At 38.2% G+C, this 15,804-nt stretch carries 16 protein-coding genes; 14 read left to right on the forward strand and 2 right to left on the reverse strand.

The features are described from left to right. Positions 1–107 precede the first annotated feature (107 nt). The 5 genes from pheS to HDE68_RS22490 all read left to right on the forward strand — a co-directional run bounded on the left by pheS (position 108) and on the right by HDE68_RS22490 (position 4,361). Entirely contained in the window at positions 108–1,145 is a 1,038-nt protein-coding gene (pheS, locus tag HDE68_RS22470; RefSeq protein ID WP_183884477.1) for a phenylalanine--tRNA ligase subunit alpha, read from the forward strand. A 17-nt stretch (positions 1,146–1,162) separates the two neighbouring features. Then, positions 1,163–1,585, forward strand: coding sequence for a Rieske (2Fe-2S) protein (locus HDE68_RS22475; protein ID WP_183884478.1), 423 nt, complete (start codon positions 1,163–1,165; stop codon positions 1,583–1,585). Then, on the forward strand, positions 1,585–2,160 hold the full coding sequence (locus HDE68_RS22480) for a TetR/AcrR family transcriptional regulator (protein WP_068406893.1): 576 nt from the start codon (positions 1,585–1,587) through the stop codon (positions 2,158–2,160). Before HDE68_RS22475 ends, HDE68_RS22480 begins: the two co-directional genes overlap by 1 nt. Before the next feature lie 373 nt (positions 2,161–2,533). Further along, positions 2,534–3,949, forward strand: coding sequence for a 23S rRNA (uracil(1939)-C(5))-methyltransferase RlmD (rlmD, locus tag HDE68_RS22485; RefSeq protein ID WP_183884479.1), 1,416 nt, complete (start codon positions 2,534–2,536; stop codon positions 3,947–3,949). Positions 3,950–3,959: 10 nt separating this feature from the next. Beyond that, the gene (locus HDE68_RS22490) at positions 3,960–4,361 is read left to right on the forward strand and encodes a hypothetical protein (RefSeq protein WP_183884480.1); all 402 of its coding nucleotides are present in this window, start codon (positions 3,960–3,962) and stop codon (positions 4,359–4,361) included. A 74-nt stretch (positions 4,362–4,435) separates the two neighbouring features. Here HDE68_RS22490 and HDE68_RS22495 read toward each other — a convergent pair whose 3' ends face one another. Continuing rightward, on the reverse strand, positions 4,436–5,146 hold the full coding sequence (locus HDE68_RS22495) for a head GIN domain-containing protein (protein ID WP_183884481.1): 711 nt from the start codon (positions 5,144–5,146) through the stop codon (positions 4,436–4,438). 135 nt (positions 5,147–5,281) lie between these two features. Between HDE68_RS22495 and HDE68_RS22500 the strand changes: the two genes are divergently transcribed. The 4 genes from HDE68_RS22500 (at position 5,282) to hemH (ending at position 8,936) form a co-directional block, all read left to right on the forward strand. Then, positions 5,282–5,791 carry a phosphoribosyltransferase family protein gene (locus HDE68_RS22500; RefSeq protein WP_183884482.1) on the forward strand — a complete coding sequence of 170 codons (510 nt, stop codon included), beginning with the start codon at positions 5,282–5,284 and terminating at the stop codon, positions 5,789–5,791. Between the two features lies 1 nt (position 5,792). Continuing rightward, positions 5,793–6,842 carry a glycosyltransferase family 2 protein gene (locus HDE68_RS22505; RefSeq protein WP_183884483.1) on the forward strand — a complete coding sequence of 350 codons (1,050 nt, stop codon included), beginning with the start codon at positions 5,793–5,795 and terminating at the stop codon, positions 6,840–6,842. Between the two features lie 93 nt (positions 6,843–6,935). Then, entirely contained in the window at positions 6,936–7,784 is an 849-nt protein-coding gene (locus HDE68_RS22510; protein WP_183884484.1) for a 4-hydroxy-3-methylbut-2-enyl diphosphate reductase, read from the forward strand. Between the two features lie 126 nt (positions 7,785–7,910). Further along, positions 7,911–8,936, forward strand: coding sequence for a ferrochelatase (gene hemH / locus HDE68_RS22515; protein ID WP_183884485.1), 1,026 nt, complete (start codon positions 7,911–7,913; stop codon positions 8,934–8,936). A gap of 20 nt (positions 8,937–8,956) precedes the next feature. Here hemH and HDE68_RS22520 read toward each other — a convergent pair whose 3' ends face one another. Next, positions 8,957–10,177, reverse strand: a complete 1,221-nt coding sequence (locus tag HDE68_RS22520; protein WP_183884486.1) for a 3-deoxy-D-manno-octulosonic acid transferase — start codon at positions 10,175–10,177, stop codon at positions 8,957–8,959. A gap of 179 nt (positions 10,178–10,356) precedes the next feature. Here HDE68_RS22520 and HDE68_RS22525 point away from each other — a divergent pair, with 179 nt between their 5' ends. Genes HDE68_RS22525 through rfbB form a run of 5 tightly spaced genes read left to right on the forward strand, consistent with a single transcriptional unit; the run spans position 10,357 to position 15,331 of the window. Continuing rightward, positions 10,357–11,667, forward strand: a complete 1,311-nt coding sequence (locus tag HDE68_RS22525) for a UDP-glucose dehydrogenase family protein (RefSeq protein WP_183884487.1) — start codon at positions 10,357–10,359, stop codon at positions 11,665–11,667. After that, complete coding sequence (locus HDE68_RS22530) at positions 11,667–12,656, forward strand: UDP-glucuronic acid decarboxylase family protein (protein ID WP_183884488.1); 990 nt, start codon at positions 11,667–11,669, stop codon at positions 12,654–12,656. The genes HDE68_RS22525 and HDE68_RS22530 overlap by 1 nt, the downstream gene beginning before the upstream one ends. A gap of 6 nt (positions 12,657–12,662) precedes the next feature. Continuing rightward, complete coding sequence (gene galE, locus HDE68_RS22535) at positions 12,663–13,685, forward strand: UDP-glucose 4-epimerase GalE (RefSeq protein WP_183884489.1); 1,023 nt, start codon at positions 12,663–12,665, stop codon at positions 13,683–13,685. Further along, positions 13,686–14,252, forward strand: a complete 567-nt coding sequence (locus tag HDE68_RS22540; protein ID WP_183884490.1) for a hypothetical protein — start codon at positions 13,686–13,688, stop codon at positions 14,250–14,252. It begins immediately after the preceding gene. A 29-nt stretch (positions 14,253–14,281) separates the two neighbouring features. After that, on the forward strand, positions 14,282–15,331 hold the full coding sequence (gene rfbB, locus HDE68_RS22545; RefSeq protein WP_183884491.1) for a dTDP-glucose 4,6-dehydratase: 1,050 nt from the start codon (positions 14,282–14,284) through the stop codon (positions 15,329–15,331). Positions 15,332–15,804: the final 473 nt, after the last annotated feature.

Raw genomic sequence — 15,804 nt, forward strand, 5'->3', positions numbered from 1 at the left:
AGCCGCCATTCTATTAAATGAATGGCGGCTTCTGGTTTTAAGGTCAAAAATATTTTGCGATTTGCCGGTTATTAAGATATTAATGAAATAGCTGTATATTTGGCATCATGTTGCAAGCTAAAATCACAGAATATACTACAGAAATAAATGCATTTTCTACAGAAAATGCAGACGAATTAGAACAGTTCAGAATAAAATTCCTTGGAACAAAGGGGATTATAAAAGATATTTTTGATGAATTTAAAGCAGTATCTCCCGAAGAAAAGAGAACGCTTGGAAAAGTCCTGAACGAGTTTAAACAACTTGCTGAAGCGAAGTATCAGACACTTAAAGAATCAGATACAGTAGAACTGACCAGAAAAGATGCTGGTTTAGACTTAACACTTCCGGGTGTTGGTTTTGAAGTTGGTGCGCGTCATCCGCTGGCTTTAGTAAGAAGGGAAATTGTCGATATTTTTAGTAAACTGGGATTTGTTGTAGCTGAGGGCCCTGAAATAGAAGATGACTGGCATAACTTTTCTGCCTTGAATTTTCCTGAAGAACACCCTGCAAGAGATATGCAGGATACATTTTTCATTAAAAAAGGTGGAGAAAATGGGGATATCGCATTAAGAACACATACTTCATCTGTGCAGGTAAGAATGATGGAAGCTGGTAAACCGCCTTTCAGAGCTTTAATGCCGGGACGTGTATATCGTAACGAAGCAATCTCAGCAAGAGCGCATTGCTTCTTCCACCAGGTAGAGGGTTTATATGTGGATGAGAATGTATCATTCGCAGATCTGAAACAAACCTTATTCTATTTTGTACAGGAACTATATGGTGAAGGTACAAAAGTGCGTTTCCGTCCTTCATACTTCCCTTTTACAGAACCTTCTGCAGAAATGGACATTTCATGTACTATTTGTAAAGGTGCAGGCTGTCAGTTGTGTAAATACAGCGGATGGGTTGAAATATTAGGTTGTGGTATGGTAGATCCGAATGTATTGGAGAATTGCGGTATCGACAGTAAAAAATATAGTGGTTTTGCATTTGGTATGGGTATCGAACGAATTGCAAACTTAAAATTTGAGATCAAAGACTTACGTTTATTCTCAGAGAACGATCAGCGTTTCCTGAAACAGTTTAAAACGTCTCTGATTTAATCTTTTTATTTAATCATATGGGTAAAATTGCAGGTTTTCTTTTAGTACTTTTCTTATTTTCTGCTTGCGGAAAAGAGACGAACCAGGTGCCTAATGTAGGCATAAATCTGAGCGGGTTTTTTACTCCGGCACAATTATCAGATCTGAAAGCGAACGGTGCAATTTTTATAGATGGATATGGTGTTGCGGGTATAATTATTGCCTATAACATTGATGCGGGTGGTGGTGGTTATGCGTATAAAGCATTTGACCGCTGCAGTACCGTAAATCCGGAAAAGAAATGTGCTGTAACACTGGAAAATGCTTACACTGTGGTTGACCCATGCTCAGGCGCGAAATATTCATTATTGGATGGCACACCCACAAAAGCGCCTGCTAAAGTAGCATTGAGGACATATAGTATAACCATTTCAGGAAATAATTACCGAGTAACTAATTGATGGAACCAGAAAAAATTAAAGAGAGCATCATTAGAGCTGCCAAAGAATTATTCAGAAAGTACGGTTATCATAAGACCAGCGTAAATGAAATTGCAAAAAAGGCCAGAATAGCTAAAGCAACCATTTATAAGTATTTTGAAAGCAAAGAACAGGTGTTAGATGCCATTCTGATGGATTATCTTGACCTGAATCTGCATGAAATATTAAAAAACAAAGCTCAGTTTGTGGATGAGGAAGAACATTTGAAGGCATTGGTGATGAAGACCTGCAGACTCACCTATACCGTTTGCAACGAATTTATCGGATGGGATTTTGTCCGGGAAAATGCCAATTCACAAGAATTCCTTAAACATCTTTCAGACCAGCTGGAGTCACTTTTACTTTCTGCTTATCTTGGTTTGGACCATTTTAAAAATAACCCTTCCAGAAGAGAGGGATTAGCCTTTTTATTAAAAGCAAGTAAGAGTATTGTCTTTTCTTTCGCCTTCACCTCGGTGAGTGACTCCGATGTTCGTAAGAACTTTGTGAGTTTCCAAAAAGAAATGCTGCCTTTTTTAGTCAAAGCAGCCCTTTAAACCATTTCTGGATTACTAAAGAATCTGTTGATAATTTGTTAATATCAAGTGTATATACCAATTTGGTTTTCGGTATATAAACCTCTATATTTACTTTGTAACATCATTTACAATGAGCAAAGAGGTTTTAGAGATTTCGATATTGGTAGATGAGAAGTTCGATGTCAGCTTTAATCTTGAAGACGGCCTTTTTGGATTAATCCTAAAGGTTTTCGGGATTAAAAGCTGAACAGTAATTTCTTATAGGATGGTTGTATTTATGCTTCCATAGGAAATCGCTATGCCTAAATTATCCATATAAACAGCGTCATCTTAGCTTCGTAAGCTAAAAAAAATAGGAACTGTTAAATACAAGTTTTAGCTTTGCAGCAGAATGAGTAGAAATAGAAAAGCTGGAACGGTTACAATCCTGCCCAATTTAAGTATTATTGATATTGCTGAAGAAGGCAAAGGAGTAGCCAAAGCCGATGAATTAGTAGTGTTTGTGGATAAAGCCGTACCAGGCGATATCGTTGATGTCAAAATTGTAAAAAAGAAAAAGAATTTTGCAGAAGCAGTTATTGAAACACTGCACACGGCTTCAGATTTAAGAACAGATCCTTTTTGTGAACATTTTGGTACTTGTGGTGGCTGTAAATGGCAACACATGCAATATGATGCCCAATTGCACTTTAAACAAAAGAATGTTGAGGCTGCATTACAGCGTCTTGCAAAAGTGGATACCTCATCTATGGAGCCGATTCTGGGTTCCGCTGAAAATAAATATTACCGTAACAAGCTGGAATATACTTTCTCCAACAAACGCTGGTTAAACTCTCAGGACATGACCGATCGTGACGATCTGGAGATGAATGCCCTGGGCTTCCATGTTCCACTGCGTTTCGATAAAATCCTGGACATCCAGCACTGTTACCTGCAGGCAGAACCTTCCAATACTTTAAGAAATGAAGTTAGGGGTTATGCACTTAAAAACGGTTTAAGTTTTTACGATCTGCGTAACCATGAGGGTAGCCTTAGAAATTTAATTATCCGTACTTCTTCGACAGGAGAGGTGATGGTTGTTGTTGTTTTCGCTTATGCAGAACAGGAGCAGGTAGATGGTTTAATGGAGCATCTGAAAAGTAATTTCCCTGAAATAACCTCATTGCTTTACATCCTGAATCAGAAAAAGAACGATACTATTTTTGACCAGGAAGTAATTACTTACGCAGGCAGGGACTATATATTTGAAGAAATGAACGGTCTTAAATTTAAGATCGGGGCGAAATCATTTTATCAGACCAATTCTTTACAGGCACATGAGTTATATAAAATAACTAAAGAGTTTGCTGGTTTTAAAGGTGATGAACTGGTTTATGACCTTTATACAGGTGCCGGAACAATTGCAAACTTTATTGCAGGCAGTGTAAAACAAGTTATAGGGGTAGAATATGTACCAACGGCGATAGAAGACGCTAAATTCAATTCTGAGCTTAACGGCATAGAGAATACTGTTTTTTATGCCGGTGATATGAAAGATATCCTGACTACAGATTTTATTGCCGCACATGGTAAACCAGATGTCGTAATTACCGATCCGCCACGTGCAGGAATGCATACAGATGTGGTAGAGCGTTTATTAGAAATGGAAGCAGAGAAAATTGTTTATGTAAGCTGTAACGCAGCCACACAAGCAAGGGATCTGGCTTTACTGAAAGAGAAATATGAAGTGAGCCGTATCAGGCCAGTTGACATGTTCCCGCATACACAACACGTAGAAAATGTTGTTTTATTAAACTTGATCAAATAAGAATATAGAGATGGATATAGAAGAGTTATTACCTCAGCAGCCTGAAGAGGGGAAAAGCGAAAAAAAGGTCAGTCCGCTGGTAAGTCTGGAAAAAGACCTGGAACTCTATGCTGATTCTATCAGAGAAATTGCCTTAGAGATTATTGCCGAAGGTGTATCCCTGAATCCGATATTTGTTGCACACCAGCACACGGTATCAATAGGGGAAATGATCTTAAATAAAGAAGAATTGAATACCAACTGGACTATTCAGGCTTCGATGGTAGAAGAGTTTATCGAAAAGGGGATTATCAAGCCTGAGCTTAAAGAACTTTTCCTGAAAAATTACAAAAAACCAGAAGATTTTATGTGTGTATTTGTTATTGTTCCCGAAGGGGCCAATTTCATTTTCTATCCCTATAGAATTAAATAGCAAGCTGTAAAAATATAAAACCCCTGACTAATGGCAATAAAGTCAGGGGTTTAAACAAAAACTCAATTGATTTATTAATCGGCTTTATTGACACTCCCACTTCTTGAAGAGTTGTTTTTTAAGCTTGCACCTCCTTTATAACGGATGCTGCCACCACTGCTCGAAGTTGTTTCTAACCCCTTTGCTACATTAATTTTAATATCTGCTCCTGAACTTGCAGTTGCATTTGCATAATCAGTCGTTAAATCAAAAGCTTTTAAGTTAGCTCCTGAACTTGATTTTACATCCAGATTGGTTGCTGTTCCACTTAGTGTAGCATTTGCACCACTGCTGGTTTTTACCTGCACATCTTTACAAGCGATGCTTGCAGTCAGATTCGCACCCGAAGAAACTTTCACATCCAATGCATCTGTTTTTAAAGTGTTTTCAGTCTTTAAACTACTTCCGCTGCTTGCAGCTATGCTATTAAGCTTTTTATAAGTAATGTATACTTTTGCACTTTTATTTTTCCAGTTATTTGTGCCTTGATTGTTTTTCCAGGTCACATTTACATTGCCTGCTGAATTTTCAACAACCACCTCATTGATCACATCACTATTTGCAATGATTTTAGCAGATTCCGAATTTCCCTGCGTGATAAACAGATCAATGCCAGCATGCACGCTTACTCCTGATACATTGTTTAATGTTATGTTTTTAGTCTCCTGTGCTTTTAAAGTCAGGGTACTGAACGTGGCTGTGATCAGTAAAAGCAGAGTTGGTTTGAGTAAAAAATTAGACTTCATATGAATGGTTTTATTGGTTTATACAAATTAGACGCACAGAGACCATAAACGTTGCAATATTTTGAAATTATTTTTCTGATATTTGGTTGAGCTAATAAATCCTTCTTTTTATCCCTTAAAACAATCATAATTTAGATGGCAGATTCACAATTACTTATTCTGGATAAAAAACAGATCCAGCAAAAAATCAACCGTATGGCTTATCAGATACTGGAAGATAATTTAAATGAGAAGGAAATTGTACTTGCAGGTATCTGGGACAGAGGGTATAAACTTGCATTAAGACTGAAATCTGTTTTAATGGAGATCTCAGATCTTACAGTTACGATGCTTAGAATTGATCTGGAAAAAGAGAATAGCTGTCTGAAAGCAACAACAGATCTGGAGCCTGCTAAAGTAAAAAATAAAGTAATTATCCTGGTTGATGATGTCTTAAACAGTGGTAAAACCCTGGCTTATGGCTTTGGAGTTTTCTTAAATACGCCACATAAAAAGATCCGTACCGTGGTGCTGGTAGACAGAAGCCATAAAATATATCCGGTAGCAACAGATTTTGTAGGTTTGCAGATGGCTACTGTTTTAAAAGAACATGTAGATGTAGTTTTAGATGTCGAAGGACAGGAGGATGGTGTTTATTTAAGCTAGTATGCTTGTAATCACTTTAATATATATCATCCTTATTTTTCTTGTCCTTCGTTTCTCTGTATCCGTATTTAATTTTCTGTCTAATCCAAAGCTGAGTGTTTATGGCAGGCGTTTCAATGATCGGGTATCGATACTGATTGAGGCTGCGCCCGATGTAAATGGCCTGATTGAATTATTATATGCAATTAAAGAGCAGGACTATAAAGATATAGAAGTTATCATTCAGCGGCATAAAGATGCAGAGCAACTGGCAGAACTGGTGAGTTTTTGTGCTGAAGACAAGCGTTTCAGACTGAGAAAAGAAAGAACTGGTTTTGCCGAAGATGAGGCAACAGGTGCTTACTTTCTATTTCTGGGCACACATACTATTATTGAAAATGGACTGATTAATAGTTTAATCTACAGAACGAAAGTTTTTAACCTGACCCTTCTTAATATTATCCCTACCCAGTCTATTACCGGTTTATTGAATTATTGTCTGCTTCCGCTGCATAATTTTGTATTACTGAATTTAATTCCATTAAGACTGGTGCGCCTGTTTTCCAGTCCTGCATTTTCTGCGGGTACCAATCAATGCATGTTTTTCGATGCTTCGGTCTATAAAAAATATGAATGGCACCGCAGACAGAAAGGGGAAATGCCCGAAGCACTGGAGATCGTTAAAGCGGTTAAACAAGAACATTTCAGGGCTGAAACCCTGTTGGGTAATCATTTGATTTATAGTTATATTTCAGACTACCAACCCGATTTAATCAAAAAAACAGGTCAGCGTTTATTGAGGAATTTCGGTAACAATATTTTTGTTGCTTTACTTTATCTTATCCTGGTAGTAGGAGGGCCATTGTTTCTTATGGTCGATTATGATTACAGGTTATTGATCCTTCCGGCTGGACTGATTTTTTTAAGCCGGGTCATGATTTCTTTTCTATCAGGACAAAATCCACTGTGGAATGTGTTACTCCACCCTATACAAATGATCTTCCTGGTGATCTCTTTAATTCAGGCCATTTTTTCAAGAATCCTGAATAGCGGTCAGCCGCATAAAAAATAAGTGTTATTGATATGACAACTTTTTACGTAATTTTGTACTATCAATGCTTTAGTAAGGTTATTGCTGGGGTTCATCTGAAAAAACAATAAATAAATGAAATACGATTTAGCTGTAACGATAGATAAAGCCTCAGGATTCTGTTTCGGGGTAGTATATGCTATAGAAATGGCTGAGGATATTTTAGCAGAAGAAGAATATTTGTATTGTCTTGGCGACATTGTCCACAATGACGAAGAAGTAAAACGCCTGACCGATAAAGGCCTGCGGATTATTGACCATGAACAATTGCACAATCTGCACAATGAAAAGGTACTGATCAGGGCTCATGGAGAAGCGCCTTCCACTTATCAGCTGGCACTGGAAAACAACCTGATTTTAATTGATGCTTCCTGCCCTGTGGTGTTGAAATTACAGAACAGGATTAAGAACTCTTATGATGATAAAGAGCAAATCTTAATCTTTGGAAAACACGGTCATGCAGAGGTAATCGGTTTACAGGGACAAACAGATGGTAATGCTATCGTTTTTCAGGATTTAGCGGAGCTTGACCATGTAGATTTGCCAGGTAAATTTACGCTTTACAGCCAGACCACTAAAAGCACTGATAAATTCTATCATATCAAAGAGCAGTTACTAAGCCGTGGATATGAAGTGAAGGCTAATGATACGATCTGCAGACAAGTTTCTAACCGGTACGAAGATCTGGAGAACTTTGTAGTTAATTATGACAGGATCATTTTTGTATCAGGTAAAAAATCATCAAATGGAAAAGTACTTTATGATGTATGTAAAAAGTATAACGATCATTCTTACTTCATCTCCAATATAGAAGAACTGGATCTTTCGTGGTTTAGTCAAAATGATAAAGTCGGTATTTGCGGAGCCACTTCTACACCTATGTGGTTAATGGAAAAGGTGAAGGCAAAACTGGAGTCTTTTTAATCAAAGTGCTGTTCATCATTAAAAAGTAATTATTCAAAAGCCGTTTTAAGGCACATTAAGCATTAATGTATATTTGTCACAGAAACCAGCCCTGATTTATATTTGGGCTGATTCTTTATATCAACTATGGGAAAAAAGGGTGTATTATTAGTGAATTTGGGAACTCCGGACAGTCCGGAAGTAAAAGATGTACGCAGATATCTTGATCAGTTTTTGATGGATGAGCGTGTTATCGATATCAGCACATTGAGCAGAACGTTATTAGTAAAAGGTGTTATTGTGCCTTTCCGTAGCCCAAAAACTGCTAAACTATACAAAGAAATCTGGGATGAAAATGGTTCACCTCTTTTATATTATAGTAAAATACAGGTTGCGCTGGTTCAGGAACAATTAGGAGCTGAATATCATGTAGAACTGGCTATGCGTTATCAGAACCCTTCTATTGAGTCGGCATTAGACAGAATGAAAGCTGCTCTGGTAGAAAGCATCCAGGTTATCCCGTTATTTCCTCAGTATGCATCTGCAAGTACAGGATCTGTTATCCAGAAGGTGATGGAGATTGTTGGCAAATGGCAAACCATTCCGCCGGTATCATTCGTCAACTCTTTTCATGATAACAAAATGATGATCAGTACGTTTGCGGACAATGCGAAAAAGTATCAGCCAGAAACCTACGATCAGATCTTATTCAGCTTTCACGGATTACCAGAGCGCCAGTTAAAGAAATGTGATCATTCTGGTCAGCACTGTCTTCAATCAGCTGATTGCTGTGCTACCTTAACAGATGTCAACAAATTTTGTTACTCTGCACAATGCCATGATACAGCAAGGCTGATCGCAGCAGAACTGAATATCCCGGCAACCCGTTATTCTGTATGTTTCCAGTCCAGGTTAGGAAAAGAGCCGTGGGTACAACCATATACTACCGATGTGCTTAAAGAATTAGCTGCCAAAGGTAAAAAGAGACTTTTAGTGTTCTGCCCGGCTTTCGTTGCAGATTGTCTGGAAACACTTTATGAAGTAACTGTTGAATACGGTGAAGAATTCAAAGCACTGGGAGGTGAAGAAGTACAACTGGTTTCCAGTTTAAATGATCACCCGCAGTGGATCGCTACCTTAGTAAAAATGGTTAAAGATCAGCACCAGAATTAATCTGCCCTGATTTTTATCTCTTAAATATATTGCTCCAGGTAGGTTAGGACCTGTTTGGTAGCCCCTGTTTTATCCTGCACATATTTCTTAGCGGCAGGCCCGGCATTCGTATCTTTCTGCAGTTTCTTAAAAGCTGCAGAAAGTTCGGCCATTGAGCTGATCGTAATTGCCGCATTTAAACTCAGCAAATCTTTTGCTTCCTGAAACTTATCATATTTAGGCCCGAATATTACTGGTAAACCAAAAGCTGCTGCTTCGAGTGTATTATGTATACTTACGCCAAAGCCACCGCCAATATAAACTACGCGTCCATATTGATAAATAGAAGAAAGTAAACCAATATTATCAATTACCATGACCTGGCTATCAGGCTGAGGGCTTTTTGTATTCAATTGCGTATAGCGTAACGCTCCGGGAACCAGCTTAAGGAGTTGATCTATATGAGCCGGGCCAATTTCATGCGGTGCAATGATAAATTTCCACTGCGGATAAGCTGCTATCAAAGCGGTAACCAGCTGTTCGTCCTGCGGCCATGTGCTTCCTGCAATAAAAACAGGGGCTTTTCCGCAAAATTCTTCAATAAGCGGCAAGTGCTTAACGGTCAATACATTTTCAGCCACCCTGTCAAAACGAGTATCACCACTCAGGCTTACATTCTTGAAATTTAATCCTTGAAGCAGTTCAACACTCTCTGTATTCTGTACAAAGAAATGAGTTACACAATTGAGCATGCTGCGATAAAAACCACCATACCATTTAAAAAAGAGCTGACCGGGCCTGAAAATTCCGGAGATGATCAGTAATGGTATTTTCCTTTCCTGCAGCAATTGAAAATAATGATACCAGAATTCATATTTAGTGAAAATGGCTATTTCCGGCTGAATAAGATCTATCAGTTTTTTTGCATTGCTTTCGGTATCCAGCGGCAGATAAAAAACGCCGTCAGCTATTGCGTAATTTTTGCGGATCTCATAACCTGAAGGAGAAAAGAAAGTAACTACAATCTTTTTCTGCGGATAGTTTTTTTTGAGTTCTTCTAAAACGGTCCTTCCCTGTTCAAATTCACCCAGAGAAGCAAAATGGAACCAAACATGTTTTTGCTTAGTATCTATTTGTTTTTCGATAACATTAAAGATGTTTTTCCTGCCATTCAAGAATAATTCAGCCTTCAGGTTAAAGAATGAAGCGATGTATATAATCATCCTGTAAAGCGCAATACCAAAATTATAAAGCAAAAGCATTTTGTCGTTTATTTATTATCTTAGCCGAAGATACTTGATTAAAATTTAAAATTTTCTGATTATATGTTAAGTCGTTAGGCTTTAGCAGGATGTATCTGATGGCCTGTTTGAAATTTGATCAGTTGAATTTAAAGGATACTATTAATTTAAAAGAGTTAAAAATATTTTAAAATATATATATGAAAATTGCCGTAATCGGAACAGGGTACGTTGGACTTGTAACAGGGACTTGTCTTGCTGAAACAGGTAATACTGTAATTTGTGTTGACATCAATGAAGCAAAGGTCCTGAAAATGCAAAATGGTGAAATACCCATTTATGAACCAGGGTTAGATGTGTTATTTCTTAGAAACATTGAACAAAAAAGATTAACCTTTACTACTGATTTGGCAGCGGCGGTAGCCTCTGCGCAGATCATTTTTATGGCTTTGCCGACGCCTCCGGGAGGAGATGGTGCAGCTGATTTATCTTATATTCTGGGTGCAGCCGAAGACATTGCCAAACTGGTAACAGAGTACAAGGTAATTGTTAATAAATCGACGGTTCCGGTTGGCACGGCCGATAAAGTACAGGCCGTATTTGCAGCGCATACAAATATTCAGGTTGATGTGGTTTCTAACCCTGAGTTTTTGCGTGAAGGTGTGGCTGTAGAAGACTTTATGAAACCTGACCGTGTGGTAATAGGTACCAGAAGTGACCGGGCGCAGAAATTAATGGCCGAATTATACGGACCATATGTACGTCAGGGAAATCCTATCCTTTTTATGGACGAGAAATCTTCTGAGCTGACCAAATATGCTGCAAATTCATTTTTAGCGACCAAGATTACCTTTATGAACGAAGTTGCTAATCTTTGTGAGCTTGTTGGCGCTGACGTGGATTCAGTACGTAAAGGAATCGGTTCTGATGACAGAATTGGAAAACGCTTTCTTTTTCCAGGTATAGGTTACGGAGGTTCATGCTTCCCTAAAGACGTTCAGGCACTGGCAAAATCGGCCGAAGAAAATAAATATGATTTCCAGATTCTTAAAGCCGTCATGGAGATCAATGAGAAACAGAAAACAGTATTGGTAAATAAGCTGTCTGTTTATTACAAAAACAACCTGAAAGGCAAGCATTTTGCTTTGTGGGGACTGGCTTTTAAACCTGAAACTGATGATATCCGTGAAGCGCCGGCTTTATATATTATTGATGACCTGGTTAAACAAGGAGCTACAGTTACTGTTTTTGATCCTGAGGGAATGGAAAATGTAAAAGCATTAATCGGAGATAAGGTAACTTATGCTGCTAATCAGTATGATGCACTTGAAGGTGCGGATGCTTTATTGATTGCTACAGAATGGTCAGTTTTCCGTAACCCGGATTTCGAAAGGATGGAAGAGAAATTAGCCAACAAAGTTATTTTCGATGGTCGTAACCTATACGATTTACAGAAGATGATTGATTTGGGATATTATTATAATAGTATTGGCCGTAAACTGGTAGATTAATGGAGCGTAAAAGAGTATTGATTACCGGTGCAGCCGGATTCTTAGGATCGCATTTATGCGACAGGTTTATTAAAGAAGACTATCATGTCATTGCAATGGATAACCTGATTACAGGCGATCTGCAAAATATAGAGCATCTTTTTGCATTAGAGAACTTTGAGTTTTCTCACCATGATGTTTCTAAATTTGTATATGTGCCGGGTAAACTGGATTATATCCTTCATTTTGCTTCACCAGCAAGTCCGATAGACTATTTAAAAATTCCGATACAGACTTTAAAAGTAGGCTCATTAGGAACACATAATCTTTTAGGGCTGGCGAAAAATAAAAAGGCAAGGATGATTATTGCTTCTACTTCAGAAGTATATGGTGATCCAAGCGTTAATCCTCAGCCAGAAGAATATTGGGGAAATGTAAATCCTGTAGGCCCGAGAGGTGTATATGATGAGGCAAAGCGTTTTCAGGAAGCGATGACTATGGCTTACCATACTTTTCACGGACTAGAAACACGTATTGTACGTATTTTCAATACTTATGGTCCAAGAATGCGTCTGAATGACGGACGTGTATTACCAGCTTTTATCGGACAGGCCTTAAGAGGGGAAGACTTAACCGTTTTCGGTGATGGTTCACAAACCCGTTCTTTCTGTTATGTAGATGACCTTGTAGAAGGGATTTACAGATTACTGCTAAGTGATTATGCGCAGCCGGTGAACATTGGAAATCCTGATGAAATCACAATCGGTCAATTTGCAGAGGAGATCATCAAACTTACCGGTACTACGCAAAAGGTTATTTACAAAGATCTGCCTGTAGATGATCCTAAACAACGCAGACCGGATATTACTAAAGCAAGGGCTTTATTAAACTGGGAGCCTAAAATAAACCGTGCGGAAGGTTTGAAAATTACTTACGAATATTTCAAAAGCCTGCCGGCAGAAGCACTTATCAATAAAGAACATAAAGATTTCACAACTTATAACCGATAATTAAAAATGGCAAAAATATTAGTTACAGGAGGAACAGGGTTCATTGGGTCTCATACTGCAGTTGAATTGATTAATGCTGGTTACGAAATAATTCTGGTGGATAATTTTTCCAATTCCAACAGAAGAATCCTTAAACAACTGGAAACTATTCTCGGTCAGCAGCCGGAGTTTGTTGAGCTTGATCTTTGTGATGAGGCGAAAGTAAACGAATTTGTTGCACACCACCCTGAAATTACCGGGGTTATACATTTTGCTGCCTATAAAGCAGTAGGAGAGTCTGTACAACAGCCACTTAAGTATTATAGGAATAACTTTTATTCATTAATCAATCTGATTAACGCTTTTGATAGTAAAATAGACCTGGTATTTTCATCTTCATGTACCGTTTACGGTCAGCCGGATAAATTACCGGTAACAGAAGATGCGCCTGTTAAAAAAGCAGAATCACCTTATGGAAATACCAAGCAGATAGCAGAAGAAATTCTGACTGAAACCTGTGCCGTTACGCCATCATTAAAAGTGACTTCCCTGCGCTATTTTAATCCGGTAGGCGCTCATGAAACAGCCCTTATTGGTGAGCTGCCAATTGGTGTACCTCAAAATCTGATTCCTTTTATTACACAATCAGCCATTGGTAAACGTGGCCCGATTACTGTTTATGGAAATGATTACAATACACCGGATGGAAGTGCTATCAGAGATTATATTCATGTGGTAGATCTTGCTAAAGCCCATGTTGCTGCAATTAAGCGTATGGAAAGCGGAAAAGCGGAGCGTAATTATGAAGTATTTAATTTAGGAACAGGTAAAGGCAGTTCAGTACTGGAAATTATCGGTGCTTTTGAGAAGTCTACAGGTACTCAGTTAAATTATACCATAGGTGCGAGAAGAGAAGGTGATATTGAGCAGGTATGGGGAGATGTGACCAAATCAGCAGATCAGCTGGGCTGGAAAGCAGAACTTGGTATTGATGAAATGATGTCTTCGGCATGGGCCTGGGAAAACTATATCAAAGATAATCCCTTTTAAATGTTATTAAAAGATCATAAAGACCTTAAAGCAGCAATAACAGCAATCCCTGAGAAAGAAAAGGATAAGTTATTGCTTCGTCTGATCGCAAAAGATAAAGTATTGACAGAGCATCTCCATTTTAAGTTACTGGAAGATGAGTCTGACCTGGAAGAAAGGCATCAGTTACTCAAACAGGAGATTGACGAGTCAGTAGAAATGCTGGATGGGATGAGAAAAGCAACATCTAAAGACGCATTGCTCATTTTCAGAAAGCTGAATGGCAGGGTTAACCATCACTATAAAGTGACTAAAGATCTGAATACAGAAGCAGAGCTTAGATTGTACCTGCTGAAAAATATACCTGCCGGTTATAATGAAAGTGTCTTATCGCCTTTGGCTAAGTTTAATGACCGGCTGAAAACTTATTTTTTGAGAACAACACTGGCTTTATATAAAAAATACCAGAAGCTGCACGAAGATTTGCAGTATGATCAGAAAGAAGAGTTTAATATAGTCCTGAAAAAACTGGAAAAACACGACTTGACGAAGGCGGCATCAGAATTGGGGCTGCCAAAAGAAGTATAACATACCTATCAAAGAATAATATAAAAATAATGAAGAAGATTTTAATAACAGGAGGTGCAGGATTCATAGGTTCTCATGTAGTGAGAAGATTCGTTAATAAATATCCTGATTATCAGATTGTAAACCTGGATAAATTAACTTATGCGGGTAATCTTGCCAACCTAACAGATATAGAGGCCAACCCAAACTATAAATTTGTAAAGGCTGATATTACTGACGCAGAAGAAATCAATTCATTGTTCAGGCAGGAAAACTTTGATGCCGTAATCCATCTTGCAGCAGAATCTCATGTGGACAGATCTATTACAGATCCTACAGCATTTGTGATGACGAATGTAATTGGCACAGTGAACCTGCTTAATGCTGCAAGAGAATATTGGAAAGGTGACTATCAGACCAAACGTTTTTATCATGTATCCACAGATGAGGTTTATGGTGCTTTAGGTGATACAGGAATGTTTACAGAAACTACAGGTTATGATCCACATAGCCCTTATTCAGCTTCTAAGGCAAGTTCAGATCATTTCGTAAGAGCTTACCATGATACTTATGGTATCGATATCGTGATTTCAAACTGTTCCAATAACTACGGGTCTCATCATTTCCCTGAGAAATTGATCCCATTAGCTATCAATAATATCAAGAATAGCCTTCCGGTACCAGTATATGGTAAAGGAGAGAATATCCGTGACTGGTTATGGGTAGAAGATCATGCGCGTGCAATCGATGTAATTTTCCATGAAGCTAAAACCGGTGAAACTTATAACATTGGTGGCCATAACGAATGGAAAAACATTGACCTGATCCATTTACTGTGTAAAATCATGGATAAAAAATTAGGACGTGAAGAAGGTGAATCTGCTAAACTGATCACTTTTGTAACCGACCGCGCAGGACATGATTTACGTTATGCAATAGATTCTACAAAATTACAGGAGAAATTGAACTGGGTACCAAGCTTACAGTTTGAAGAAGGGTTAGAGAAGACGGTAGAGTGGTATTTGGAGAACAACGAGTGGTTAGAGAATGTTACTTCAGGTAACTATCAGAAGTACTATCAAACTCAGTATAACAGGTAGTTCTGCGGAAATAAGGCAATAAAAAAAGCTGCTGTTGAATTCTGGCTGACGTTCCCTCTGCGAGGGCCCTGATGCCAGAATTCAACAGCAGCTTTTTTTATGCTCAAAGGTTTCCCCTTCACCAGCGCTTGTTTTACCGGGACGATAAAGCTTTGAGGTTCCCTTCTGGGTCCATTTGGTGGGGGGGGGCTTGTATGGCGCATACAGGTATTATTTGTATGTGGTGTATAACATTTATAGGATATAATAAGGGGTAATCAGGTTAATTTTATGGGTTCGAACCCCATAAATAATTTTTATCAACCTTTTGCTTTTTCTAATAGATTTGAAATGGATGGCCAATTTAGCAGAAACGTCTTATAGATTGGAATGTATGTTCATTGTAATCCATTAAATTTCACAACCAAAACATTTACGGGAAACCGTATTTTATTCAACCAATAATTTTCGAAGTTAGCCCATAAAAAATATCA

The organism is Pedobacter cryoconitis (assembly GCF_014200605.1).
Taxonomy (GTDB): Bacteria; Bacteroidota; Bacteroidia; order Sphingobacteriales; family Sphingobacteriaceae; genus Pedobacter; species Pedobacter cryoconitis_B.